Here is a 23,078-nt window from a genome sequence, read left to right on the forward strand (position 1 = left end):
GCAACGAGCAGGCAGTCGGCGTCGACTCAGCCGGTGGTCACCAGGCCCGGCCGGTCGGGGACCGGGTCGAAGTCCGCCCACACGCTCTGGCCGAGGCCGTCCCGGTCCACGCCCCAGCGGCTGGCCAGGCCGGAGACGATGTGCAGGCCACGACCGTCGGCCGCGTCCGCGTTGGTCGGGCGGAGCCGTGGGCCGCCGGCCGCGCCTCCATCGGTGACCTGAAGCCGGATCTGCGCCCCGTCGGGCGTCGTCCGCAGTCGCCAGGCGACCCGGACCACCCCACCCGGCAGCGGCTCGGCATGTCGGACGGCGTTGCCGACCAGTTCGGCCAGGACCGCCACCAGATCCGCCAGCGCCGCCGGGGTGACGGCGTCGGCCAGTTCGGCGGCGAGCCGGCGTCGGGCCGCCCGCGTACCGCTGGCGTGATGCGGAACCACCACGCACCACGCGCGTTCGACTGCTCCCGTCGCCACTTCCGCCCCTCTTCCGCCCCGGTGATCCGCACCGTCACCAGCGGGGCAGCCGTACCTCAGCGACCGTACCGCCACCTGTCCTCGGCCGAAGGAATACCCAGCCATTCTGCTGTTCAACGATCCGGCGGACGAGATAGAGACCGAGACCGGTGCCGGGATAGCGACGCCGGTCTCCGGAGTCGCCCTGCCAGAACTGGTCGAAGGCCCGTTCGACGTGCTCCGGGCGGACCCCGATGCCACGGTCGCTGACCCTGAAGCAGACGGTCTGGCCGTCTGCGCCCGTGCTGATGTCGATCTTTGAGCCGGGTTGGGAGTACTTGCCGGCATTGGTGACCAGTTCGGTCAGCACGGTGGCCAGGCTCTGCCGGTGTCCCACCGCCCTGGGTAGTTCGGCCGGCAGGTGGAGGGTGGTTCGGCGGCGCAACTCCGTAGGCAGTTCGGAGACCGCCGCCCGCAGCGTCCCGGTCAGGTCGAACGGAACGGGCGGCCCGTCGCCCGGCCACTGTTCGGCCGCCGAGGAGAGCAGCCGGTCGAGCAGCCGGGCCAGTTCGTTGGCCCGTTGGCCGATGACCCGGGCCGCCTGTCGCCGTTCGGGCTCGCTGAGCGACTCCCAGTGGTCGGTGAGGGTGTCGGCGTACCCCTTGATGACGGTCACCGGGGTGCGTAGTTCGTGGCTGGTGACCGCGACGAACAGGTCCCGTTCGTGGTCGTGGCGTTGCTGGTCGCTGATGTCCCGGAAGGTGACCACCCGGAGACCGCCGGGGCTGGGCAACTCGCCCGAGGTGATCCGCAGCCAGCGCCCGTCCGGTAGTCGGTGATCGAGGACCTGCCCGGACGGTGGAAGCGGAAACGGCAGCGGCTGGTTGATCGCCTCGGCGAACGGGCGCCCGGTCACCTCGGCGGCGGCCGGGTTCCAGAGTCGGACGTGGGCGTCCCGGTCGACCACGGCCAGTCCGTCGGCGAGGGCCGCCACCACCGGGCCGTCGCCGTGCACCGGCAGGCCGCTCTGGTCGCCGTACATGTGGGCGATGCATGACCCGAGGTAGTTGACCACCTCGCGTTGCTCGGGGCTGGGCTCTTCGTCACCGGCTCGATACAGGGCGTGCAGGCTGCCGACGGCGTGACCGCCGATCTCGGCCCGGCAGACGACCATTCGCCGCAGACCACGATCGGACAACTCGGTGGCGAGCTGGTTGGTGAACTTGTCGGTCCGTACACACTGCACCCGGGGACCGGCCAGCAGGCAGACGGTGACCGGGTCGTTTGCCGGCAGTGGCCGGCCGACGGTCCATTCGGCGGCCCCGGTGGCGGCGATCACCCGGCCGCCGCTGGGTGCGAACTCCACGAACGCCATCCCTGCCGCCCCGAGCGCCGGTTGGGCCATCCGGAGCAGCTGGTTAAGGATCGGCAGACCCGCCTCACCGGAGTTGATCAAGTCGATGACAGTGGTCTGTCCGGCGATGAGAGCCGAGTAGTCGGTACGGTCCGGCATGACCCGAGTGTGCACCGCCGTCCACGTCCCGGGCACCCCCGGGCGGTCTCACCGACCCAACCGGTTCAGGGCCTGCGCCGGACGGTCGGTGATCACGCCGTCCACCCCGGCGGCCAGCACGAGGTCGAGGTCGGCCGGCTCGTTCACGGTCCAGACGTATACCTGGATGCCGGCCGCCCGCAGTGCCGGCACCAGCGTGGGGCGGGCCCGCACCAGCGCGATGCCCGGCCCGGCGATGACGGCGCCGAACGGCAACCGACCCAGCCGCATCCAGCGGGGCAGCAGCTCCAGCAGCAGTACCGTCGGCAGCGCGGGTGCCAGCGTCCGCATCCGGCGTACGGCCAGCGCGGAAAAGGACATCACGGTGACCCGTACCCGGGCGCCGGGGCGTGGTTCGGCCAGGTCGTACCGGCGCAGCAGGGCGACCAGCTTGCGCTCCACATCACCGGCGTACCGGGACGGGTGTTTCGTCTCCACCAGCAACCGGACGGACCGGCCGGCGGCGAGTACGGCCTGCAGCAGGCGTTCGAAGGTGAGCAGGCGGGTGTGCGAGTCGTCGAGCACCTCGTCGCCCTCGGCCGGTGTGCCGCCCGGGTGCCAGGAGCCGAAGTCCAGCTGTTCCAGTTCGGCCAGGCTTCGGGCACTGACCAGCCCGCGGCCGTTGCTGGTCCGGTCGAGCCGTCGGTCGTGTACGCAGACGAGGTGCCCGTCGCGGGTCAGCCGGACATCGCACTCCAGCCCGTCGGCGCCCTCGTCGAGGGCGCGCAGGTACGCGGCGAGGGTGTGTTCCGGCAGGTCGTACGACGCGCCCCGGTGCGCGAAGACGAGGGGTCCGTCCATCGCCGTCGGTCCTACAGGACCCGGCCGGGTCGCCCGTCGGAGCCGGTCACCGGCCGCCCGGCGGCGTCCCAGTCACCCATCCCGCCCGCCACGTTGTGCACCTGCTCCCAGCCGTTGCGCAGGAGGTACGCGACCACCTGGGCGGAGCGCCCGCCGGATCGGCAGATGACGGCCACGTCCCGGTCGGTCGGTACCTCGGCCAGACGGGCCGGCAGTTCCATCATCGGCAGGTGGTGTGCGCCGGGCGCGTGTCCGGCGGCCCACTCGTCGTCTTCCCGGATGTCGAGCAGGTAGGTCTCATCGGTGATCTCGGAAATGGTCACGGTGGGTATCTGAGGTCCGAACACGGGTACCAAGCCTAGGACCTCGTCGCGGTGCTCCCGGCGACCGGATGGCGGCGTCGCGGGAGAGTCCCTTGCGGGCGGGTCAGATTCTGGTGACCCAGCGGGGATGGGCGCCGGCCCACTGCGACATGTGCGTGCCGCGTACCGCCTCGAACAGGCCATCTCCCCCGTTGTCCAGGCGGACGTAGGAAACCTCGTCGATGGTCTGCGGGTAGGACGGCACCTGCACACCGCGCAACCCGTCGGTGGCGAGACCGTGCAGTGCGAGCAGCAGATCCTTTACCGGTACCCCGTTGGTGTCCATGGTCAGTGACTTCCCGACGGCCTGGATCAGCCGGTGGACCTGTACGGGGTCGGTGCGCAACCGGGTCTCGCTGGCGCGTTCGAGCATTGCCCCCAGCAACTGCTGCTGATGGGTCTGCCGGTCGTAGTCGCCACCGGGCAGGTCGTAGCGTTGGCGTACGTAGTCCAGCGCCTGTGCGCCGCCCATCCGCTGGCAGCCAGGGTGGAAGATGCGGTCGGTGTGGATCGAGCGCACCTCGTCCCGTACGCACATGTTCACCCCGCCGAGCAGGTCGATCACGCTGCGGAGGCCGGCGAAGTCGACCAGGGCGGCACCGTCGAAGCGGATTCCGGTGAGTCGGTTCAGGGTGGCCGAGAGCAGGTGCGCGCCGGCCTGACCGCCGCCGCCGTACTCGTAGGCGGTGTTGATCCTGTCCTCGCCGCCCGGGTAGCCGCCGCCGGGTGGAATGGCGACCAGCAGGTCGCGCGGCACGGAGATCAGGTAGCCCTCGCGCAGGCCCTTCGGTACGTGCACGATCAGGATGGTGTCGGTGCGCTGCTCTGCGCTGCTGTCACCGGGTCGCCGATCCGAGCCGACGAGTAGATAGTTGAGGGGACCGTCGAGGTCGGTGCGGTCGGCGCGGGCGCTCGGGTCGAGCAGGTGCTCCCGGGCCATCGTGCGCTCGTACCGGTCTGCGAGCATCCGCAGGCCGACCACGGCGGCGGCGGCGAGCAGTACCACCGCCAGCCCGATGCCGAGCAGCACGCGGGGCCAGCGCGGACGCCCGGGTCCACCGTCCGGTGTCCGCTTCGCGTCCTCGCGCGCCCTCCTGGCCGTGACGTCCCCCCGTCGCAGATATGAAACCTGCTCATTTCAGGCTACGGAAAGCTCACCGAGGGTGACGACGTTTCTTTGACATCCGCTGGCCGTGACGGGTCACTTCCGGGAGGAGATGACCTCGGGGTTGTAGAAGACGAACTCCGCCAGCTTGTCCTGCCTGACCGCGCGGAACATGTCCAGGGTCTGCTCGCTGAGCGCCTCGGTGCCGTTGTCGTTGCCGTTGTACGTGCCGCTGTTGGTCTTCAGCATGATCAACTCGTTGCCGGTGACCCCGCGCATGGTGAAGACGAAGTCCGCCACCGGCACACTGCCGGTGTCCAGGATGAACGCCTTTCCGGCGGCCTTGATGAGCCCGTTCAGCTTGCCCAGGTTGGTCAGGGTGCCCTCCTGGGTGGCCTTCTTCGCCATCGCCTTGATCAGCTGCTGCTGGTTCTGCTGGCGGTCGTAGTCGCTGTTCTTCAGACCGTACCGCTGGCGGGAGAAGTCGAGCGCGGCCCAGCCCTCCATCTCCTGGCAGCCCTTCTTGTGCACCACCGGGGTCCTGGTCTTGCCGGTCTTCTTGGCGTCGGCGTTCCACATCGGCTCGCCGTCGACGTACGACATGTGGATCGACTTGACCTCCTGCTTCGGGCAGATGCGCACCGAGCCGAGAGCGTCGATGACGTTCTTGAAGCCGCCGAAGTTGATGATCGCCGCGCCGTCGAAGCTGACGCCGGTCATGCCCTTGATGGTCTGCGCCATCAACTGGGCGCCGCCCTCCCAGCCGCCGCCATTCTGGGCACCCGCCTGGAAGGCTGCGTTGATCTTCTCTACGCCGCCCCGGTAGCCGGTCTCGGAGAAGGCCGGTATCCGTGCCTCGGTGTCACGGGGGATCGAGATCAGGTACGCCTGGTCGTGAGTGGCCGGGATGTGCAGCACGATGATGCTGTCGGCCCGTACGTCGTCGGCGGCCCACCGCTCCCGGGCGTCCACGCCCAGCAGCAGCATGTCGATCGGGCCCTTGAGGTCCGCGCCGCCCTCCGCGCTCGTCTTGCCCGCGCCGCCGAGCAGGTTGCGCTGGGAGATGTTGCCGGTCGCCTGACTGATCACCGCCTTACTGCCGACGATGGCCAGGCCGCTGCTCATCATCAAGGCAGCACCGAAGATCACGGTGAGCCGGGCCCAGAGTGGGTCCTTGCGTCGGGTGCGCCCCTTCTTCCCCGGCTTGGCGGAGGCATTGCCGCTGGGAGGAACAGTGGCGGCCACGCGGGGCGGTTCGAGCAGGGGGGGGCTTTGAACCGGCGGCATTCGTGCTCCAGCTCGTGTTCGCATTGAGGGGGCGGCAACACTTTACGTACGCATTCCCGTGGTGGCGAGTTCGTGTGGCGGCCAGCTCGCGTACTTCGCCGCGTCATCCTGCTGGAATGGCCGAACGTACAGTTCATGGTGGACGGTCGGCGGTTGGCTCACAGGAGACCTTCAGCTGGAACGGCGGCGGCCCGCAGTCTCGGGAACCGCCGCCGGTCAACCTCGGTACTCAGCCGTTGCCGGTGCCCGACTGCCTGTTTGCCTTCACCCACTCGGTCATCGTGTCCCCGGACATGGCCCGGTACATGGCAAGCGCGTTCTCCCGGTCGGAGACGACCACCGACTCGCCGCCGATGGTCCGGCTGCCCAGGTGCGGACTGGTGACGAAGGTCAGGTTCTCGCCGCGCAGATTGCGGAACTGCACGGCCATGTCGGTCAACGAGAAGCCCTGATCCACCGTGACGGCGTCGGTGACCGACCGGAGAAAGTCATTGAGCTTCTTCGGGTTGGTCAACGTGCCGGTGCTGGCACCCTTGTCCATCAGCGCCCGCAGGAACTCCTGCTGGTGGCGCATCCGCGCGAAGTCGCCGTCCGGGAACTGCTTGCGCTGGCGGATCCAGTCCAGCGCCTCGGCGCCGTTCATGTGATTGGTGCCCTTTACGAACTCCCGGTACGGCTTGTGTATCGAGGTGATCGTCCGCTCCACCTCAAGGTCGACCCCGCCGAGCGCGTCGGTGACCTGCCTGAACCCGGCGAAGTCGATCGCCATCACGTGGTCGATGTGCACGTCGGTGAAGCACTCGACAGTGCGTACCGCCAGCGGGAGACCGCCGAACGCGAACGCAGCGTTGATCTTGCGACGCTGGCCGGTCTCACACCCGGCGCCGGCACTCTCGGGGATCGGCACGTGCAGGTCCCGGGGGATGGAGACGAGGTACGCCCGAGAGTGGTCGGCGGGAATGTGCATGACGATGATCGTGTCGGCGCGCCACTCGCCCGGCCGGTCCATCGGAGCGTCCGGATCCCGCGAGTCGGTGCCAACCATCAGGATGTTCAGCGCGCCGTCCGCAGCCCTGGCCGGCCGGCCATCGGTGATCTCCGAGAACGGGTCGGTCCGGGCCATGTTGTTGTCGAGACTGCGGGCGTAGAACCAGGCGCCGGTGCCGAAGATCAGCGCCAGCGCCAGCACGGCGACGCCGGCGACCAGGGCGATGCGACGCCAGCGCGGGCGTGGCCCCCGCAGCGGTGAACCGTCACCGGGTCGGCCCGGTCCCACCGGCCCGCGCGGGCCGCCAGAGCCGCGCGGCGGGGTTGGCTCGTCGTGATACCCGGGCTGCCGCCGTGTCTCGCTCGGCTGGACGGCCCGGCCACCGCCCCGCCCGGAACCGGGCACCGCCGCGCGCCCGGCGTTGCGGCGCAGGTGGATGGCCGGCAGTGCGGCGGAGATACTCGCTGACATGTAACTCAGGGTACGCAGCCTCGGCCAGTGTCGCCCTGAGCGGCAAACACACCATGTCGCCGGCCGCTACCCCATCCGGCCCCGGAAGTGTTCGATCGTGCGTTGCAGGCCCACCTCCGGCGTGACGGCGGGCTCATATCCGAGCGCTGCGCGGGCCAGGGTGAGATCGGGTCGGCGCATCTCCGGATCGTCCGCAGCGCGGGTGACATAGGTCACCTCGGACTTGCTTTCGCAGAGCGAGATGATCGTCTCCGCCAGTTCCCGCATGCTCATCTCGTGCTCGGTGCCGCAGTTCACCGGCCCGCTCTCGGTCGAGTCCAGCAGCAGCAGGATGCCCCGGACGAGATCCGCCACGTAGCAGATCGAGCGGGTCTGGTCGCCGGTGCCGTGCACGGTGATCGGCTCCCCGCGCAGCGCCTGGGAGACGAAGGTCGGAATCGCGCGGCCGTCATCCGGGCGCATCCGCGGCCCGTAGGTATTGAAGATGCGCACGATCGCGGTGTCGACACCCCGACTGCGGCGGTACGCCATCGTCGCGGCCTCCGAGAAACGCTTGGCCTCGTCGTACACGCTGCGAATGCCGACCGGGTTGACGTTGCCCCAGTACGTCTCCCGTTGCGGGTGCTCCTTCGGGTCGCCGTACGCCTCGGAGGTGGAGGCCAGCAGGAATCGGGCGCCGTCGACGGTCGCCCGCTCCAGCAGGTGCAGCGTCGCCACCGAGCCCACCCGCAGAATCTCCACCGGCAGCTTCTCGAAGTCGGTCGGGCTCGCCGGGGAGGCCATGTGCAGAATCGCGTCGAACCGCTCGGCCAGGGCCGGATGGGCGGGCAGCCCGTCGGAGACATCGGCCTCCACCAGGGTGAAGGTCGGTATGTCGAGCAGGTGGGCGATGTTCTCCTTCGCCCCGGTGACGAAGTTGTCGAGCACGACGACCGTGCAGCCGCGTCCGATCAGGGAGTCCACCAGATGCGATGGGACAAAGCCGGCACCGCCGGTGACCAGGATGCGGTGACCGGGACCGAAACGCTGCTCAACCTTCATACCGGTCACCTTATAAGGACAGATTGCCTTGATCTCTCAGCGGCGCTCCGGTCAGTTCGCGGTAGCGGCCCCGGTGGTGCAGCAGCGGCCCGGCCTCCGTACCCAGCTCCACCCGTTCGATGGTGGCCTCGACGAGTAGGCCCCAGCCGTACTCCCGCGCGCCGTCGAGCCGGCAGCCGGCCCAGCCGCCGCCGTCTTCGGGTACCGGCCCGTACGGGGTGTCGGTCCAGGTGCCGGTGGCGAACAGACCGCCGGGCGACGGGAAGAGACCGGCGAACCGGTCGGCGAGTTGCCGGTGCGGCGGGCCGAGCGGCGTCACGGCGAACCGGTCAGCCTCCTCCACCGCCGCCCACAGCTCCGACTCCGCGTCGATCAGGCCGAGCAGCCGGCCCGGCTCCCCGTCGGCCACCAGGGTCGAGGACACGGTCAGCCCGGCCGGGCCGGGCGCCGTCCAGAGCGTCACCGGCGCGGCGAGCCGACCCCGGAACCGGCGTACGGGCGATCGTTGGCCCGCCGGCACTGCGAACGGGTCGCTGTGGTGGATCTGGGCACCCGACTCATGATTCACGTGAAACATTGTGACCCGCTCGGCCGACTCCGGGCCACAGACCGGCTCGTGGAACGGCGAGTCGGGCCGCCGGAACGAGCGGTCGACCAGGAGAAGTGGGCGCCCGATCGGCACCACACGCTTCGGTGTCAGCGGCGGGGGGTGACCGTCGCCAGGAGTTCGGGTAGTCGGCGATCCAGCACGTCGCCAGCCAGATACGCGCCGAGCAGCGCAGCGCCGACACCGTACGCGGCGCCCAGCGGCGGGCCCAGCCACAGCCAGGCGTCGCCAAGAAGCGCGGCGGCCACCCCCACCGGCACGGCGATCGCGGCGGTGGCGAGCATGGCCACCAGGGTCAGCAGCCCCTTGACCATGCCGGCGCCGCTGTTCATCGCGAACGGATTGCTCGTTTCCGGCAGCGCGTACCCGCCGAGCACCGACACGAACGAGTTGACCGCCAGCCCGGCGCCGTAGGTGGCGAGCAGCGTGCCCATCATGAACCCGATCCAGGCCGGTTCGCCGAGCACCAGCGCGATCACCACTGCGACCACCGCCAGCATGGGCAACACGTACAGGGAGAAAGCGACCATCCGGGCGCGCAGCTCCACGCGGCCGGGCACACCGGCCACCACGTTCGCGGCGTACGCGCTGCCGTCGAAGCCGAACTGGTTGGCCAGCGTCACCGCGGCGAGCAGCCCGACGAAGAGCATGGAGAGGCTGACCAGCACCGGCGACGAACCGCCGGCGGAGGTGAAGCCCTGCTCGCTGTCGATCGTGAAGCCCTGGCCACCCAGGTTGACCATCACCGGTACGAAGAGTCCGACTACCGCAATGGTGATCAGGTTCGCGCGTCGTCTAGCGTCCCGCCACCAATAGCGGGCCTCCCGGGCGACCAGCGCCCCGAACCGGTCCCGACGCAGCCAGCCGGCTGCCCGGGGGAAGAGTTGGGTCACCACCCCTCCGGTCGGCTCGGGCCTGGCCCGAGCCGACCCGGAGTTTGCCGCGCCGACCATCGCCGACTCCAGTGAACGCGACCACCAGAGCAGCAGCGCGACGATCGTCACCGCGGTGATCAGTAGCTTGAGCGGCGCGGCCCATACCCGGCCCTGGGCCACGTCGATGCCGGCGGTCCACGGAGCGCCGAAAGGGGTCCAGCCGATCACCGTCGCCACCCCGGCCAGCCGGTCCCAGTCGGCGTCCAGGATCGCGGCCAGGCCGAAAATCTGCAGAGGCCCGAGCAGTGCGGCGGCCACCGCGAGCAGGACGGCGGCCAGGTCGCGTACCCGACGGGATCGGAGCATCGTGGCGAAGGCGCTGGTCACCGCCCGCGCCGCAGCGACACACAGGAGCAGGCCGAGAATCACCCCGATGGTGGCGACGGCGGCGGCGGACCAGCCGCCGAAGATCCCGGCGGTGACGACAAGCCCGGAGAGCGCCAGCAGCATCACGACCGTGGGCACGCTCACCAACGCCGCCGCGAACAGCCCGGTGACGAGGGCGCGCCGGGACAGCGGCAGCAGCGCGAAGCGGGCCGGGTCGAGCGTCTCGTCGACGCCGAAGAAGACCAGGGGCAGCAGCAGCCAGCCGAGTACGGTCAGCCCGCCGGCGAACGCGGCGACCAGCAACGCGTACCGGTCCTCGCCAGCCAGTCCGGGTGCGGCCAGACCGAAGAAGGCACCGACCGCGAACCACAGCCCGACGAGGGAACCGACCAGGTACAGCGCGACCCGCCAGCTCTGCCCGCGGAAGTTGTTGCCCGTCACCCGCAGCTTGAGCCGGACGAAGTGCCGCGTCAAGACGGGCCGCACCGGGTTCGCCGGGGCGTTCACCGGGACAGCCACGCCAACTCCTCGCCGGTCGCGGTGCGCCCGCCGACCACCTCGACGAAGACGTCCTCCAAGAGGCGGTCGCCGCGTACCTCCTCCAGCGTGCCGACCCGCTTGATGGTGCCGTCGGCGAGGATGGCCACGTGCGAGCAGAGGCGTTGCACGACCTCCATGACGTGACTGGAGAAGACCACCGTTCCGCCGCCGCCGACGTACCGTTGCAGAATGTCCCGGATCAGCGCCGCCGAGACCGGGTCGACCGCCTCGAACGGTTCGTCCAGCACCAGCAGCCGGGGGCCGTGCAGCAGCGCGCAGGCGAGCCCGATCTTCTTCCTCATGCCCGCCGAGTAGTCGACCACCAGGGTGCGGCCGGCGTCGGCGAGTGCGAGCACGTCGAGAAGTTCCGCCGCCCGCTGGTCGACCACCGTCGGCTCCATGCCGCGCAGCAGACCGTGGTACGCGAGCAGTTCGCCCCCGGTGAGCCGGTCGAAGAGACGTACCCCGTCCGGCATGACGCCGAGCAGTTGCTTGGCGGCGACAGGGTCGGCCCACACGTCGTGCCCGAGCACCCAGGCGGTCCCGGTGTCCGGTCGCAGCAGCCCGACCGCCATCGACAGGGTGGTGGTCTTGCCCGCACCGTTCGGACCGAGCAGCCCGTAGAAGGAGCCGGCCGGCACGTCCAGGTCCAACCCGGCTACCGCGATCCTGCCGTCGAAGTTCTTGGACAGACCGCGCAGCGTCAGCGCCGGGTGTTCACCAGTCATGGGCCCGACCGTATCCGGTCGCGCCCAGCATGCCGCCCCACCAGCGGACGATCCGCAGGTCATCCCCGAGGCGGATGCCCACGATCGGGCCGGCTTACCGTCGTGTATGCCGGCTCCCGTCGTGTTGACCGGGGGCCCCTTCTACTACCTCAGGCGTCAATAGGGGCCTCCCTACAGGCGGAGGGCGTCGGGGGCGTGTAGGCGGAGCATGGTGCGGCCGACGTCGGCGGGGGAACGGCGGCGGGTGGCCAGGGAGACCGCGAACATCACCGTGAAGGCCAGCGGTACCGTCCAGGCGGCAGGTTGGGCGGTGAGCGTGGCTGGCCAGCCGGTCAGTGGCGGGCCGAGCACGGTGATCAGCACCGAGGTGACGGCGGCCCCGCCGCCGACCAGGATCCCGGCGGCGGCGCCGGCGTCGGTGAGTCCTCGCCACCAGATGCCGAGCACCAGTAGCGGGCAGAAGCTGGACGCGGCGACGGCGAACGCCAGCCCGACGACCTGGGAGACGTCCAAGCCTGAAACGTTCAGCGCGAGCACCGTCGGCACCACGCCGGCGATCACCGTGGCCAGCCGGAAGCCGCGTACCGATCCGCGGCCGAGCACATCCGTGGAGATCACCCCGGCGACGCTGGTGAGCAGCCCGGACGAGGTGGACAGGAAAGCCGCGAACGCCCCGGCGGCGACCAGGGCGGCCAGCAGGCGGCCGGTGGTTCCGGCGCCGAGCGCCGCCTCGGGCAGCAGCACCACCACCGCGTCGGTCTGGCCGCTGACCAACAGTTGGGGGGTGTAGATCCGGCCCAGCACGCCGTAGATCGTGGGCAGCAGGTAGAAGACGCCGACCAGCGCCAGCACCACCAGAGTGGTGCGGCGGGCCGCCGCGCCGTCGGGATTGGTATAGAACCGGACCAGTACGTGCGGCAGCCCCATGGTGCCCAGGAAGGTGGCCAGGATCAGGGAGTACGTGGCGAACAGTCCCCGGTCGTCGGAGCCTGCGGCGCTGGGCAGCAGCCAGTCGGTGGCGCCCGTTGCCACCCCGGACACCTCCGGCACCGGTTCACCCTCGGCGAAGCTCAGCTCGTCGCCGGGGCGTACCGCCAGGGTCTGCCCGTCGGGCAGGGTGAGGACCGCGCGGTGCTCGACCACGACGGTGGTCGCCGTGCGGAACGTCGGCCCGTCGGGCGGGGTCACCGGCGGTCGCCCGTCGGACTGCCACTGCAGGGCGAGGAAGATCGCGGGTACGGCGAGTGCGGTCAGTTTCAGCCAGTACTGGAACGCCTGGACGAAGGTGACCGCCCGCATCCCGCCCAGCGCCACGTTGGCGGTCACCACCGCGGCCACCACCAGAGCACCCACCGGGTACGGCGCGCCGGCCAGGGTGGCCAGCGTCAGGCCGGCGCCCTGCAACTGCGGTACCAGGTAGAGCCAGCCGATGAAGATCACGAAGATGGTGGCCAGCGTTCGCAGCCGGCGCGAGCCCAGCCGCAGCTCGCAGAAGTCGGGCAGCGTGAACGCGCCGGACCGGCGCAGCGGCGCGGCCACGAACAGCAGCAGGGCCAGGTAGCCGGCGGCGAAGCCGACCGGGTACCAGAGCACGTCGACGCCGTACTTGAGGATCAGCCCGGCGACACCGAGGAAGCTCGCCGCCGAGAGGTATTCGCCACCGATCGCGGCGGCGTTCCAGGTCGGGCTGACCACTCGGGAGGCGACCAGGAAATCGGAGGTGGTGCGGGCCAGCCGTAGTCCGTAGAAGCCGATCGCGAGGGTGACGAGGGTGACCGTCACGATCGCCGGTACGACTAGGTCGTTGCCCACTCAGTGCTCCGGCCGCTGGACCAGGTCGGTGAAGTCCTGCTCGTTGCGTTCGGCCAGCCGCACGTACGTCCAGCCGACGGCGACCAGGAACGGAAAGGAGAGCGCCCCGAGCAGCAGCCACGGCAGGTTGACCCCGAGCACGGTCATCCGGCCCACTGCGGGGGCGATGGCGAACAGCCAGGGCAGGCCGCCCAACCCGACCATCACCACCGCCGACAGTTGCAGGGCCAGGGCAAGTTGGGCGCGGACCAGGCCACGCACGAGCGCTTCGCCCACCCGGGTCTGCTGGGTCAGCTCGGTGTGTGCCTCTGCGGCCCGGTGCTGCCGGCGGGACGCCTCTGCCAGCACCACCCGGGTACGTGCGTGCGGTGCTGGCCGGTCGGGTTCGTCGGCGGCCCGGGTCGGTTCGGGTCGGCGGGGTGCCGGCGGTACATCCTCGGCGGCCATCCCGGCAGTCTTGTCCGCCCGACGCGAATGTCAAGAGGGCTGTGGACAACTTGTGGACAACGCGTCGGGGCTGTGGAAAGCCGGTGGACGAGTCTGTCCGATCAGCGGCTCCACTCCTGCTTCGCGGCCCGGACCAGCTTGTCCTTGAGCTCCCGGGTGTGCCGGCGACTCACCGGCAACTCGGTGCCGTCGACCACGACCACGTACCCGGAGTTGACCAGCCGCAGCTCGGCGATCAACCTCAGCTGCACCAGGTAGGACCGGTGGATCCGGGCGAACCCCGCGTCGGCCCACCGTTCGGCGAGCGTCGCCAGGGAGACCCGCACGAGGTGCGAGCCCTCGGCGGTGTGCAGCCGCGCGTAGTCGCCCTGCGCCTCCACCCAGCGCACGGCCGAGCGGGGCAGCATCCGGGTGGTGCCGGCGAGTTCGACCGGGATCGTCGGATCCTCCTCGGCCCGGGCCAGCGCGGCCGGGTGGGTCGGTACGACCCGCGAGCCGACCACCCGGCGCAGCGCCTCGGCCAGCCGCTCCGGGCGTACCGGCTTGCGAACGTAGTCGGTGGCGCCCAGGTCGAAGGCGTCCGCGGCGCCGTCGTCGTACGCGGTGACGAACACGATCGCCGGCGGCCGGGCGAAGCGGCGCAGCACCCGGGCCAACTCCATACCGTCCAGGCCCGGCATCCGGATGTCCAGGAAGACCACGTCCACGTCGGCGTCGCGGAGCAGCCGCAGCGCCTCGGTGGCGTCGCCGGCCGTGTGCAGCCGGGCCACCCGGGGGTCGGCGCGCAGGTGGTACGCCAGCTCGTCCAGCGCGGGTGGCTCGTCGTCGACCGCCAGCACCCGCAGGAAGCCGGGCGCCGCCGGGCCGCCGTTGCCGGTCATGAACCCGCCCGTACGCCGGGGTGGAACTTCGGCACCCGCATGCTCACTTTCGTACCCGAACCGAGGTCGGTCTCGACGACCAGGCCGAAGCCGTCACCGAAGACCGACCGGAGCCGCTCGTCGACGTTCGAGAGACCGACGTGCTGGCCCGGGTCGTCACCCGGGTCGCCGGCCGACCCGGCCAGCTCGGCGATCCCGGCGGTCAACGTGGCCGGATCCATCCCCACTCCGTCGTCCTCCACCGTTATGTGGCATTCAGCGCCCGCGTCCCGGGCCTCGATGCTCACCATGCCTGTGCCGGGCTTGCGCGACAACCCGTGGCGGACGGCGTTCTCGACGAGCGGCTGGAGGCAGAGGAACGGCAGGGTCACCGGCAGGACCTCGGGGGCGATCTGTAGCCGTACCTGGAGCCGGTCGCCGAATCGGGCCCTTTCGATGGTCAGGTAGCGGTCGATCGACCGCAGCTCCTCGGCCAGCGTGGTGAACTCGCCGTGCGCCCGGAACGAGTACCGGGTGAACTCGGCGAACTCCAGGATCAGCTCGCGTGCCCGTTCCGGGTCGGTCCGGACGAACGAGCCGATCGCGGTCAGCGCGTTGTAGATGAAGTGCGGGCTGATCTGGGCCCGCAGCGCGCGAACCTCTGCCCGGGCCAGCCGCTCCCGGGACGAGTCCAGCTCCGCCAGGGCTAGTTGGCTGCCCGCCCAGTGCGCGGTCTCCAGGGTGGCCTGCACCAGGCCCGGCGCCGGTGCGCCGTCGGTGACGGCGACCAGCGCGCCGACGATCCGGCCCTCCGCGCCGCCCAGCGGGGCGACCACCGCGCCCCGGACCGGGCAGTCGATCCGGTCGCAGGGCAACTCCGACTCGCCGAGCACGGTGGAACGCTCCGAGGCGATCACCCGGCGGGCCGCGGCCCGGAGTTGTTCCCCGTGGTGCGCACCGCGTCCGTCGAGGGCGAGCAGATCGTCGGCGTCGGTCAACGCCAGCCCGTCCGCGCCGACGAGGGTGCGCAGGTGGCGGGCTGCCTTTGCCGCGCCGGCCGGGTTCAGCCCGGCCCGCAGCGGCTCGGCGGCCAGCCCGGCGGTGTGCAGCACCTCGTAGGTGGCCCGCTGCCCGGGGGTGGCGATGCCGCGCCGGCCCCGCAGCCGGCCGACCGCTAACAGTGCGGCAGCCAGCGCGGTGACCAGCGCGAAGACTCCGAGCACGGCGGAGAGATTGCCACCCACGCCGATGATCCTGCTGGTTGCGCCGGCTCTGGGAAAGGGGTGGGGGTCAGTAGGCGCCCTTGCGGGCCACCACCACTCCCACAGTGCGCCACAGAATGCTCAGGTCGTATGCCAGCGACCAGTTGTCGACGTAGTAGAGGTCCAGCCGGACCGCTTCGTCCCAGGACAGGTCGGAACGGCCGGAGACCTGCCACAGGCCGGTCATCCCGGGACGGACCAGCAGTCGCCGCCGTACATCCCCCAGGAAGTCGCCGTCGTCGGCGGGCAGTGGACGCGGCCCGACCAGCGACATCTCGCCCTTGAGCACGTTGATCAGCTGCGGCAGCTCGTCCAACGACGACGCCCGCAGGAAGCGTCCCACCGGGAAGACCCGCGGGTCCTCCCTCATCTTGAACAGCATGCCGTCGGTCTCGTTCTGGTCGACCAGGCTGGCCAGCCGGTCCTCCGCGTCGACATACATGGTCCGGAACTTCCACACCCGGAACGTGTGCCCCTCGTGTCCCACCCGGGGCTGACGGAAGAAGACCGGTCCCGGGTCGGAGATCCGGATCGCGATGGCGATGGCGGCGAAGACCGGGAGCAGTGCCAGCAGGCCCAGCCCGGCGGCGACCCGGTCCAGCATGTTCTTGGCCAGCAACGCCGGCCCGGAGAGCGTCGGCTCCTCGACGTGCAGCAGCGGCAGGCCCTCGATCGGCCGGATGTGCACCCGTGGGCCGGCGATGTCGGTCAGCTGCGGAGCCACCACCAGGTCGACGCCGGAGCCCTCCAGTTGCCAGGCCAGCCGGCGTAGCTCGCCCGGCTCGGCGCTGGCCGAGCCGCAGACCGCGATGGTGTCCGCGCCCACCTCCCGCACCAGGGCCAGCACGTCGCGGCCCGCGTACACCGGAACCGGTGTCTGCACGCCCTTGGCCGCCGCGTACCCGTCGGTGATGTGGATGGCGACCGGCACCAGCCCGGCGGCTGGGGTACGGGTGACCGCCGTGTAGACCTCCAGGCACTCCGGCAGGGTGCCGACCAGCACCATCCGGTGCGCCGCCTGCTGGATGTTGCGCCGCACGGTGTGTAGCACGAAGCGGGCCAGGATCCGGCCCAGCAGGATCAGCAGCAGCGCCAGCAGCAGCGCGGTGCCGACGGTGAACCGCGACAGGTCGGTCTTGGTGGCGAAGGCGACGAACGACACCGCCGCACAGACTGTCACGCCCGCCCGGATCACCCGTTTGAACTCCTCGGGCCCGAGCCCGAGGTACCGCCGGTCGTAGGCGCCGTTGAACCAGAGGATGGCCAGCCAGCCCGCCGGGAGCAGCAGGATCGCCACGGTGAAGAACCAGGTCGGGTCGTTCTGAGCCTCGTGGAAGCCGGCGGTGGCCTGGTCGAAGGTGCGAATCGCGGTGTAGCTGGCGAAGGCCGCCGCCGCGAAGTCGAGGAGCAACAGAATCGCCGTGTAGGGGCGGTGCCAGCGGGAGACGCGACGCCGGGCCCGGGCCCAGGCCGACCGGGGTACGCCGTTCGGGGACGGCGGATTCGGCGGCTGGATCTCGAAGCTGTCGACGTGCCGCACGAGTTTGCTCCGGCCTTCGTTGGTCACCGGGCGGTGGAGGCTTGCCGTCACCTCACCCATGTCCTCCCGCAGGACCCATACCGTTCACTCGCCGTGACGGCCCAGGTCGTCCACCGTTCCAGTTTCCCACGCGAGTTCCGTTCCAGTCGCCGACCCGAGGGACATTGCGCGGCGGTCACGTTCCGCCTGGGATCTGGCCGGCCCCATGCCATCCGTAAGCTCAGGGCCGGAGCCACTATACCGATGGATGGCGGCCCGGGTAGACCGCCGGACTGGCGGTTGCGCACGCCTCGTCCGATTCCTCTCCGTGGTCGAGGGGTGGCGTCACTCACCGTACGAGTCGAGACAACCGTCGGTCAGCAAGCGGTTTGCCTCCGGTCTGGCAGGTCGGACAGTACTGGAGACTGGAATCGGCGAACGAGACCTCCCGGACGGTGTCTCCACAGACCGGGCAGGGCAGGCCGGTTCGGGCGTGCACCTTGAGCCCGGACCGCTTCTCGCCCTTCAGTTCCACGGCCCGCTGGCCCAGCGAGCGGGTCACCGCGTCGCCGAGCACCCGGCGGGTCGCCGCGTGCAGGGTCGCCATCTGGTCGTCGGTCAGCCGGTCGGTCAGTGCGAACGGGGACAGCTTCGCGGCATGCAGGATCTCGTCCGAGTACGCGTTGCCCACTCCGGCCAGCACACCCTGATCGGTGAGCACCCCCTTGACCTGCCCACGGCGGCTACGAAGCGCACCGGCGAAGGTGGCGAGGTCGGCGTCGAGGGCGTCGGAGCCGAGCTTCGCCACCCCCGGCACGGACTGCGGATGGGTCACCAGGTAGGCGGCGAGCTTCTTCTGCGTACCGGCCTCGGTCAAGTCGAAGCCGGAGCCGTCGTCGAGGCGTACCCGGAGCGCGATCGGGCCCTTGCCCGGGCGCAACGGGACGGTCGACGCGAACGCCTCCCGGTAGTGCAACCAGCCGGCCCGGGCCAGGTGGACCACCAGGTGCAGACCGCCGTCGAAGACGACGTCGAGGAACTTGCCGTGCCGGCGGGCATCGGTCACCGTGGCACCGGCGACGGCGGTCGGCGCCGGGTCGTACGTCTTGAGGGCGCTGATCGCGGCGACCTCCAGGCGGTCGACACGCCGGCCCACCGCGCGCTGCCGCAGGTAACCCGCGAGCGCCTCCACCTCCGGTAGTTCGGGCACGCTGTTAACGGTAGCGTCTGTGCGCGTGAGAATCGTGGTGGCGCACAACCGGTACCGGGAAGCTCAACCCTCCGGTGAGAACACCATCGTCGACGCGGAGATCGCCCAGCTCACCGCCGCCGGGCTGGAGGTGCTGCCGTTCCTGCGCAGCTCCGACGAGATCGCGACCATGCCGAAGACGGCGAAGGCGCTCCTGCCGATCTCCCCGATCTACGCGCCACGGGCCCAGCAGGAGTTGGCCCGGCTGCTCACCGAACACCGACCGGACGTGCTCCACCTGCACAATCCGTACCCCCTGCTGTCGCCCTGGGTGGTGCGGACAGCGCACCGGTACGGGATGCCGGTGGTGCAGACGGTGCACAACTACCGCCAGGTCTGCTCCTCGGGGCTGTACTTCCGCGACGGCGTGATCTGTCAGGACTGCCGTGGTCGGGCGCTGGGCGTCCCGGCGGTGGTGCACCGCTGCTACCGGGGGTCGCGGGCGCAGAGCGCATTGATGGCGACCACCCTGGCCGTGCACCGGGGCACCTGGCGCTCGGTGGACCGGTTCATCGCGCTGACCAGCGCTGTCGCCGACCATCTGCGTGACTACGGCATCCCCGACGAGCGGATCGTGGTCAAGCCGAACGGCATCCCCGACCCGGGCACCCCCGCCCCGCTGGGCCAGGGTTTTCTCTTCCTCGGCCGGCTCTCCCCCGAGAAGGGGCTCGGCCTGCTGCTGGAGGCGTGGCGGCGGCACCCGGACGGTGCGCTGGGCCCGCTGCGCGTGGCCGGTGACGGCGAGCTGCGCCCGCTGGTCGAGGCGGCGGCGGCCGAACGCGCCGACGTCACGTTCCTCGGCCCGCTCGATAGGGCCGGCGTCCGCGACGCGCTCACCGCGAGCGCCGTGGTGCTGGCGACCTCCACCTGGCACGACGTGCTGCCCACCGTGATCATCGAGGCGCTGGCGAGTGGTCGCCCGGTGCTCGGCACCGCGCTCGGCGGCATCCCGTACCTGGTCGGCGCGGACGCTCCCCGGGAACCCGCCGGCACCGGCCCGGCCGTGATCGCCTCGGTGCCCGCCCCGGCCGGGGCGGACCCGGCCGCAGGAGTCACCGCCCTGTCCAGCTCCGTTGGCCCGGCCGAGGCGGGTGGTTCCGTTGGCCCGGCTCTCGGGGGCAGTGCCCTGCCGACTGGGATCCAGTCTGGTGAGGCCGGTTGGGTGGTGCCGCCAGATCCGGCGGCGCTCGCCGCAGCACTACCGGTGGCCAAGGCCGGTGCCGGCGCGCTCTCCGCCCCCGCCCGGTCCCGCTACGAGCGGGTCTTCCACCCCGACGTGGTCACCAAGCAACTCCTAGCCGTGTACGCGGGCGTTGCCCGCTCTTGATCGACTCCGTTCTGCCGTAATGGGGGTGTCCCGCCCGCAGGGATCCCGCCATTCCGCCGGAACGGAGTCGATCACTCCGCTAAGCCACGGATGATGTTGCGGGCGGCGATCGACACCGGGCAGTCCCAGGTCCGGCAGACCCGGCAGCGGCCGTCCGGGCCGGTCCGGTGGTCGCGGAGCACCGCGCGGGCGGTGAGGAGCAGCCGGTTGCGGATCTGGGCGAGGGACAGGAACGGCGCGGTCAATGTCAGCTCAAGCCGAGGGTGACGGCGAGTTGGATGATCGTGGTTGGGGCGTGCGGGTCGCGGGCCACCTGGGCCAGCACCTCCCGCGCAGCGGGGCGCTGGCGTACCTCGGCCGGTGCCATGCGGTCGGCATCGACCAACACCCGGCCGGCGCTGATCGGGTCGCCAACCCGGACGTAGGCGTGGGCGGCGTCAACCAGGTGCGAGGCGCGGTGTTCGATCGGCAGCCACTGCCAAGCGTCTCGTGCGGTCGTCTTCTCGTGCCAGGTGATCGCCTCGCTCGCGTCGCCCAGATTGAGGGCTGCGGCGGCGCGGGCCAGGGCGACCGCCATCGGGCCGAACGCGGTCCGGTGGTGATCGTGGCCGTCTCCCACCCGAACGGCCATGCCGGCGGCCTCGTCGAGGAGTTTGGCGGCCGTGTGGTTCTCGCCCCGGCAGGTCGCCGCCAGGGCGGCCTGCACAAGCAACGTCCCGCACAACGACCACGCGGCGGGGCTGCCGTCGTCGTCCGGGTTGGGCGGGGCGATCTGGTACGCGGCGGCCAAGGTCGTCGACAGTGCCGCCCGCGCCCGTCCAGAGGCGCGTAGGGCCTGGCCGAGCTGGACGGCAGCGGCGGCCACCATCCCGGGATGCCCGGTGGCGGCAGCCATCGCCCGGTCGGCGGCCAACCAGCCCAGATCGACCTCGCCGAGCTTTGTCAGCAGCGCCGCAGCCACCCGGTACACCTCCACCAGCAGCGGGCGACACCATCCTGAATCGTTGGCGACGACCCGCTGCACACCGGCCAGCAGGCCCGGCAGAACAGCGATCACCTGTGGATACCGGGCATGTTGAAACATGGTCCACGCGTGCTCGACGTCCCGGGCCAATCGGTCGGCCGGCACCACGACACGGCAAGCCGCCCGCCGCCCTCGGGACAATCTCGTACGCCGACAGGGCCTCCCGGACTCGCTCCAGCCCCTCGACCCGATCGGCCACCACGGCGGGTTGGACGTCCCGGCCGAGCAGCACTGCGGTATCGATCCGCAGGACAGCGGCGATGTCCCGCAACGTCGACATCTTGTCCAGCGACTGGACACCCCGTTCGACCTTGTCGACCCAGGACTTCGACTTGCCGAGTCGATCGGCGAACACCTGCTGCGACAACCTCCGCCGCGTTCGCCAGTACGCCACCTGCCGACCGACCGGCAACTGCTCACTGCTGTCCACGCCGCCACCGCCGATCCGGTACCGCCCGGGTGGTCTCCTCGGCCGGTATCCGTTTCGCCTCGGCCTGCGCGAGAATCCGCTGCCGCGCGGCCTCCCGTTCCGCCGCCTGGACCTGCTCGCCTCGGTCCTCCTGGCGCGGCGTTCCCCGTGCCGTCACGACCAGCACCCAGCCCGATGCTCGCCCGCGCGGGGCCACATCGGACGTTCGGGCAGGCAGGGACAGAGCTGCCAGAGCAGCAGACCGAGGTTTGTCGGGTTCTTCGCATGCCGGCCCATCAGCCCCTCCCAGGAGGTGCGACTGGTCTCGCAAATCAGGAGTCTATAAACGGATGCTACTAATGCTGTCCTGGTTTGGGAACTCACGGCGTGTCGCTGAGCAGGCGGCCGGAGCAGCGGAATACTCGCCGCATGGTCACCCCCACGATCCAGAGGCGTCGCCTCGGCAACGCCCTCAAGCGAGCCCGAGAGGCGGCAGGCAAGACCCAGGACGAAGCCGCCGAGGTCATCGACTCCGCGTCAAGCAAGATCAGCCGGTTGGAGCTGGGCCAGTCCGGCATCCGGCTCCCAGATCTGAAGCTGCTGCTCGATTTCTATGGAGTGACCGGCGAGGATGCCGAACCGCTCCGGGAAATCGCCCGTGCCGGACGGCAGCGCGGACGGTGGAGCGGCTACCGGAACGTGGTGCCGGACTGGTTCCGGCAGTACCTCGACCTGGAGGCGGACGCCACGGAGATCCGCTGGTACCAACCTGAGGTCATCCCTGGCATCCTCCAGACCGAGCAGTACATCCGGGCAATGATCGACGGGGAGGGCGTGGAGCGGCAGATCGCAGTGCGCCTCGAACGACAAAAGGTTATCGATCGCCCGGACGGGCCGGAGCTGAACTTCATCCTCAGCGAGTCAGCGCTCCGACGTAACCTCGGCGACCGGTCGACAATGCTGGAGCAGTTGTCTCATATCGCCACCCTCGCCAACAGCACGAACGTCACGATTCAGGCCTTTCCACTCGATGCCGAGACATACGTGGTCTCTTCGTACAACTTCATCATCCTCCGGTTCGGGGAGGAGGTTGCGTCGGACGTGATCTACCTGGAGACGTTCACGGACGCGGATTACCTCGACAGCCCTGAGGCGGTCCGGGCCTACAATCGGCTTTGGGATCGCCTCCGGGCTGCGGCCCTGGGGCCGGTGGAGTCCCGAAGGCTTATCCTGCGCATCGCCGACGAGATGAAGTAGAGGCTGACATGTCGAACCCAGACCCGAGCGGCGCGGTGTGGCGCAAGTCCACCCGCAGCGACGCCAACGGCGGCGCGTGCGTAGAGGTGGCGGACCTCCGCACCGGGGTCGCCGTCCGAGACAGCAAGGACAGGGTCGGCCCTACGCTGGCCTTCGGTGCCCAGGGCTGGCGGGCGTTCATCGACTCCCTCAAGAGCGACTAGCGCTGCCTCTCGCAGTGCACGAGGCATTGAAGTGCCCCGGCTCCCATCTGCGGAGCCGGGGCTGCTGCGTTGCGGGACTCATCGCGAACCGCCGGTCACGAGCCGGCTCCTGCCGATTCAATCGGCGCACCCGAGGCCGTAGCCGTGCAGGTGCTCCAGCAACTAGCGGGACGGACGCCAGTGCAGGCTCCCGACCGCGAAGCCGACGGCCAGACCCGCAGGCAAACCGAGTGCCCAGAGGCTGACCTGCTCACCGGGCTGGAACAGCGATGGAACAAGCAGGATCAGCACCGATGACGACACGGCCATGCCGAGCAGGCACACCACGAACAGCACGGTCTCTCTGGTCATCACGACTTCCCTGACGCGGACGGAGACGGAGCACCCTCGACCGTACTCGGGTCCGCCTACAGGCCGAGAACCTGTCGGACGCACTCAGCGCGATCGCACGGTGCGGCCCGATCGGCTGGGCATCGCGCAGACCCACACCTGCCCCGCAGGGCTGTGCCGGCA

At 70.5% G+C, this 23,078-nt stretch carries 22 protein-coding genes and 4 pseudogenes; 4 read left to right on the forward strand and 22 right to left on the reverse strand.

Annotation, left to right across the window (positions count from 1 at the left end; genetic code table 11):
- Window positions 1-26: 26 nt before the first annotated feature.
- The 17 genes and pseudogenes from ACFHWY_RS14550 to ACFHWY_RS14630 form a co-directional block, all read right to left on the reverse strand.
- The gene (locus ACFHWY_RS14550) at window positions 27-440 is read right to left on the reverse strand and encodes an ATP-binding protein (protein WP_416580770.1); all 414 of its coding nucleotides are present in this window, start codon (window positions 438-440) and stop codon (window positions 27-29) included.
- Between the two features lie 67 nt (window positions 441-507).
- A complete protein-coding gene (locus tag ACFHWY_RS14555) occupies window positions 508-1,965 on the reverse strand; it encodes an ATP-binding protein (RefSeq protein ID WP_416580716.1) in 1,458 nt (485 codons plus the stop codon).
- A gap of 48 nt (window positions 1,966-2,013) precedes the next feature.
- Window positions 2,014-2,805, reverse strand: coding sequence for a glycerophosphodiester phosphodiesterase (locus tag ACFHWY_RS14560; RefSeq protein WP_416580717.1), 792 nt, complete (start codon window positions 2,803-2,805; stop codon window positions 2,014-2,016).
- 11 nt (window positions 2,806-2,816) lie between these two features.
- Window positions 2,817-3,152 (reverse strand): rhodanese-like domain-containing protein, encoded by a 336-nt coding sequence (locus ACFHWY_RS14565; RefSeq protein WP_416580718.1) that lies wholly within the window; start codon window positions 3,150-3,152, stop codon window positions 2,817-2,819.
- Between the two features lie 79 nt (window positions 3,153-3,231).
- Complete coding sequence (locus ACFHWY_RS14570; RefSeq protein WP_416580771.1) at window positions 3,232-4,134, reverse strand: LCP family protein; 903 nt, start codon at window positions 4,132-4,134, stop codon at window positions 3,232-3,234.
- 234 nt (window positions 4,135-4,368) lie between these two features.
- Window positions 4,369-5,583, reverse strand: coding sequence for an LCP family protein (locus ACFHWY_RS14575; RefSeq protein WP_416580719.1), 1,215 nt, complete (start codon window positions 5,581-5,583; stop codon window positions 4,369-4,371).
- Window positions 5,584-5,788: 205 nt separating this feature from the next.
- Entirely contained in the window at window positions 5,789-7,018 is a 1,230-nt protein-coding gene (locus ACFHWY_RS14580) for an LCP family protein (RefSeq protein WP_416580720.1), read from the reverse strand.
- Between the two features lie 66 nt (window positions 7,019-7,084).
- Complete coding sequence (locus ACFHWY_RS14585) at window positions 7,085-8,059, reverse strand: NAD-dependent epimerase/dehydratase family protein (protein ID WP_416580721.1); 975 nt, start codon at window positions 8,057-8,059, stop codon at window positions 7,085-7,087.
- Between the two features lie 10 nt (window positions 8,060-8,069).
- A pseudogene (locus ACFHWY_RS14590) lies at window positions 8,070-8,636 on the reverse strand (flavin reductase family protein); the annotation flags it as partial.
- 119 nt (window positions 8,637-8,755) lie between these two features.
- Window positions 8,756-10,447 carry an ABC transporter permease gene (locus ACFHWY_RS14595; RefSeq protein ID WP_416580722.1) on the reverse strand — a complete coding sequence of 564 codons (1,692 nt, stop codon included), beginning with the start codon at window positions 10,445-10,447 and terminating at the stop codon, window positions 8,756-8,758.
- Window positions 10,432-11,196, reverse strand: a complete 765-nt coding sequence (locus ACFHWY_RS14600; protein ID WP_416580723.1) for an ABC transporter ATP-binding protein — start codon at window positions 11,194-11,196, stop codon at window positions 10,432-10,434. Before ACFHWY_RS14600 ends, ACFHWY_RS14595 begins: the two co-directional genes overlap by 16 nt.
- Before the next feature lie 171 nt (window positions 11,197-11,367).
- On the reverse strand, window positions 11,368-13,008 hold the full coding sequence (locus tag ACFHWY_RS14605) for a cation acetate symporter (protein WP_416580724.1): 1,641 nt from the start codon (window positions 13,006-13,008) through the stop codon (window positions 11,368-11,370).
- Window positions 13,009-13,455 carry a hypothetical protein gene (locus ACFHWY_RS14610; RefSeq protein WP_416580725.1) on the reverse strand — a complete coding sequence of 149 codons (447 nt, stop codon included), beginning with the start codon at window positions 13,453-13,455 and terminating at the stop codon, window positions 13,009-13,011.
- A 101-nt stretch (window positions 13,456-13,556) separates the two neighbouring features.
- Window positions 13,557-14,336 carry a LytR/AlgR family response regulator transcription factor gene (locus ACFHWY_RS14615; protein ID WP_416580726.1) on the reverse strand — a complete coding sequence of 260 codons (780 nt, stop codon included), beginning with the start codon at window positions 14,334-14,336 and terminating at the stop codon, window positions 13,557-13,559.
- Window positions 14,333-15,559: a sensor histidine kinase gene (locus tag ACFHWY_RS14620; RefSeq protein ID WP_416580727.1), complete on the reverse strand. Its 1,227-nt coding sequence runs from the start codon at window positions 15,557-15,559 to the stop codon at window positions 14,333-14,335. The genes ACFHWY_RS14615 and ACFHWY_RS14620 overlap by 4 nt, the downstream gene beginning before the upstream one ends.
- 46 nt (window positions 15,560-15,605) lie before the next feature.
- Window positions 15,606-17,177 (reverse strand): sugar transferase, encoded by a 1,572-nt coding sequence (locus tag ACFHWY_RS14625; RefSeq protein WP_416580728.1) that lies wholly within the window; start codon window positions 17,175-17,177, stop codon window positions 15,606-15,608.
- 268 nt (window positions 17,178-17,445) lie between these two features.
- Complete coding sequence (locus tag ACFHWY_RS14630; protein ID WP_416580729.1) at window positions 17,446-18,306, reverse strand: Fpg/Nei family DNA glycosylase; 861 nt, start codon at window positions 18,304-18,306, stop codon at window positions 17,446-17,448.
- A gap of 25 nt (window positions 18,307-18,331) precedes the next feature.
- On the opposite strand from ACFHWY_RS14630, the pseudogene ACFHWY_RS14635 reads away from it, so the two are divergent.
- Together ACFHWY_RS14635 and ACFHWY_RS14640 are read left to right on the forward strand one after the other, a co-directional pair.
- Window positions 18,332-19,360, forward strand: a pseudogene (locus ACFHWY_RS14635) (glycosyltransferase); the annotation flags it as partial.
- 105 nt (window positions 19,361-19,465) lie between these two features.
- Window positions 19,466-19,672, forward strand: a pseudogene (locus tag ACFHWY_RS14640) (glycosyl transferase family 1); the annotation flags it as partial.
- Window positions 19,673-19,743: 71 nt separating this feature from the next.
- On the opposite strand, the gene ACFHWY_RS14645 reads toward ACFHWY_RS14640, so the two are convergent.
- The 4 genes and pseudogenes from ACFHWY_RS14645 to ACFHWY_RS14660 form a co-directional block, all read right to left on the reverse strand.
- Window positions 19,744-19,917: a hypothetical protein gene (locus tag ACFHWY_RS14645; RefSeq protein WP_416580730.1), complete on the reverse strand. Its 174-nt coding sequence runs from the start codon at window positions 19,915-19,917 to the stop codon at window positions 19,744-19,746.
- 2 nt (window positions 19,918-19,919) lie between these two features.
- Window positions 19,920-20,729: a hypothetical protein gene (locus tag ACFHWY_RS14650; RefSeq protein WP_416580731.1), complete on the reverse strand. Its 810-nt coding sequence runs from the start codon at window positions 20,727-20,729 to the stop codon at window positions 19,920-19,922.
- A 259-nt stretch (window positions 20,730-20,988) separates the two neighbouring features.
- Window positions 20,989-21,126: pseudogene (locus ACFHWY_RS14655) on the reverse strand (helix-turn-helix domain-containing protein); the annotation flags it as partial.
- Window positions 21,113-21,292: a hypothetical protein gene (locus ACFHWY_RS14660; protein WP_416580732.1), complete on the reverse strand. Its 180-nt coding sequence runs from the start codon at window positions 21,290-21,292 to the stop codon at window positions 21,113-21,115. The pseudogene ACFHWY_RS14655 and the gene ACFHWY_RS14660, both read right to left, overlap by 14 nt.
- Before the next feature lie 242 nt (window positions 21,293-21,534).
- Between ACFHWY_RS14660 and ACFHWY_RS14665 the strand changes: the two genes are divergently transcribed.
- Both ACFHWY_RS14665 and ACFHWY_RS14670 read left to right on the forward strand, forming a co-directional pair.
- Complete coding sequence (locus ACFHWY_RS14665) at window positions 21,535-22,362, forward strand: helix-turn-helix domain-containing protein (protein ID WP_416580733.1); 828 nt, start codon at window positions 21,535-21,537, stop codon at window positions 22,360-22,362.
- An 8-nt stretch (window positions 22,363-22,370) separates the two neighbouring features.
- On the forward strand, window positions 22,371-22,565 hold the full coding sequence (locus tag ACFHWY_RS14670) for a DUF397 domain-containing protein (RefSeq protein ID WP_416580734.1): 195 nt from the start codon (window positions 22,371-22,373) through the stop codon (window positions 22,563-22,565).
- Window positions 22,566-22,727: 162 nt separating this feature from the next.
- On the opposite strand, the gene ACFHWY_RS14675 is transcribed toward ACFHWY_RS14670, so the two are convergent.
- Window positions 22,728-22,916, reverse strand: coding sequence for a hypothetical protein (locus tag ACFHWY_RS14675; RefSeq protein ID WP_416580735.1), 189 nt, complete (start codon window positions 22,914-22,916; stop codon window positions 22,728-22,730).
- Window positions 22,917-23,078: the final 162 nt, after the last annotated feature.

The sequence above is a fragment of the Micromonospora sp. LOL_024 genome (genome assembly GCF_048060415.1).
GTDB lineage: Bacteria > Actinomycetota > Actinomycetes > Mycobacteriales > Micromonosporaceae > Micromonospora.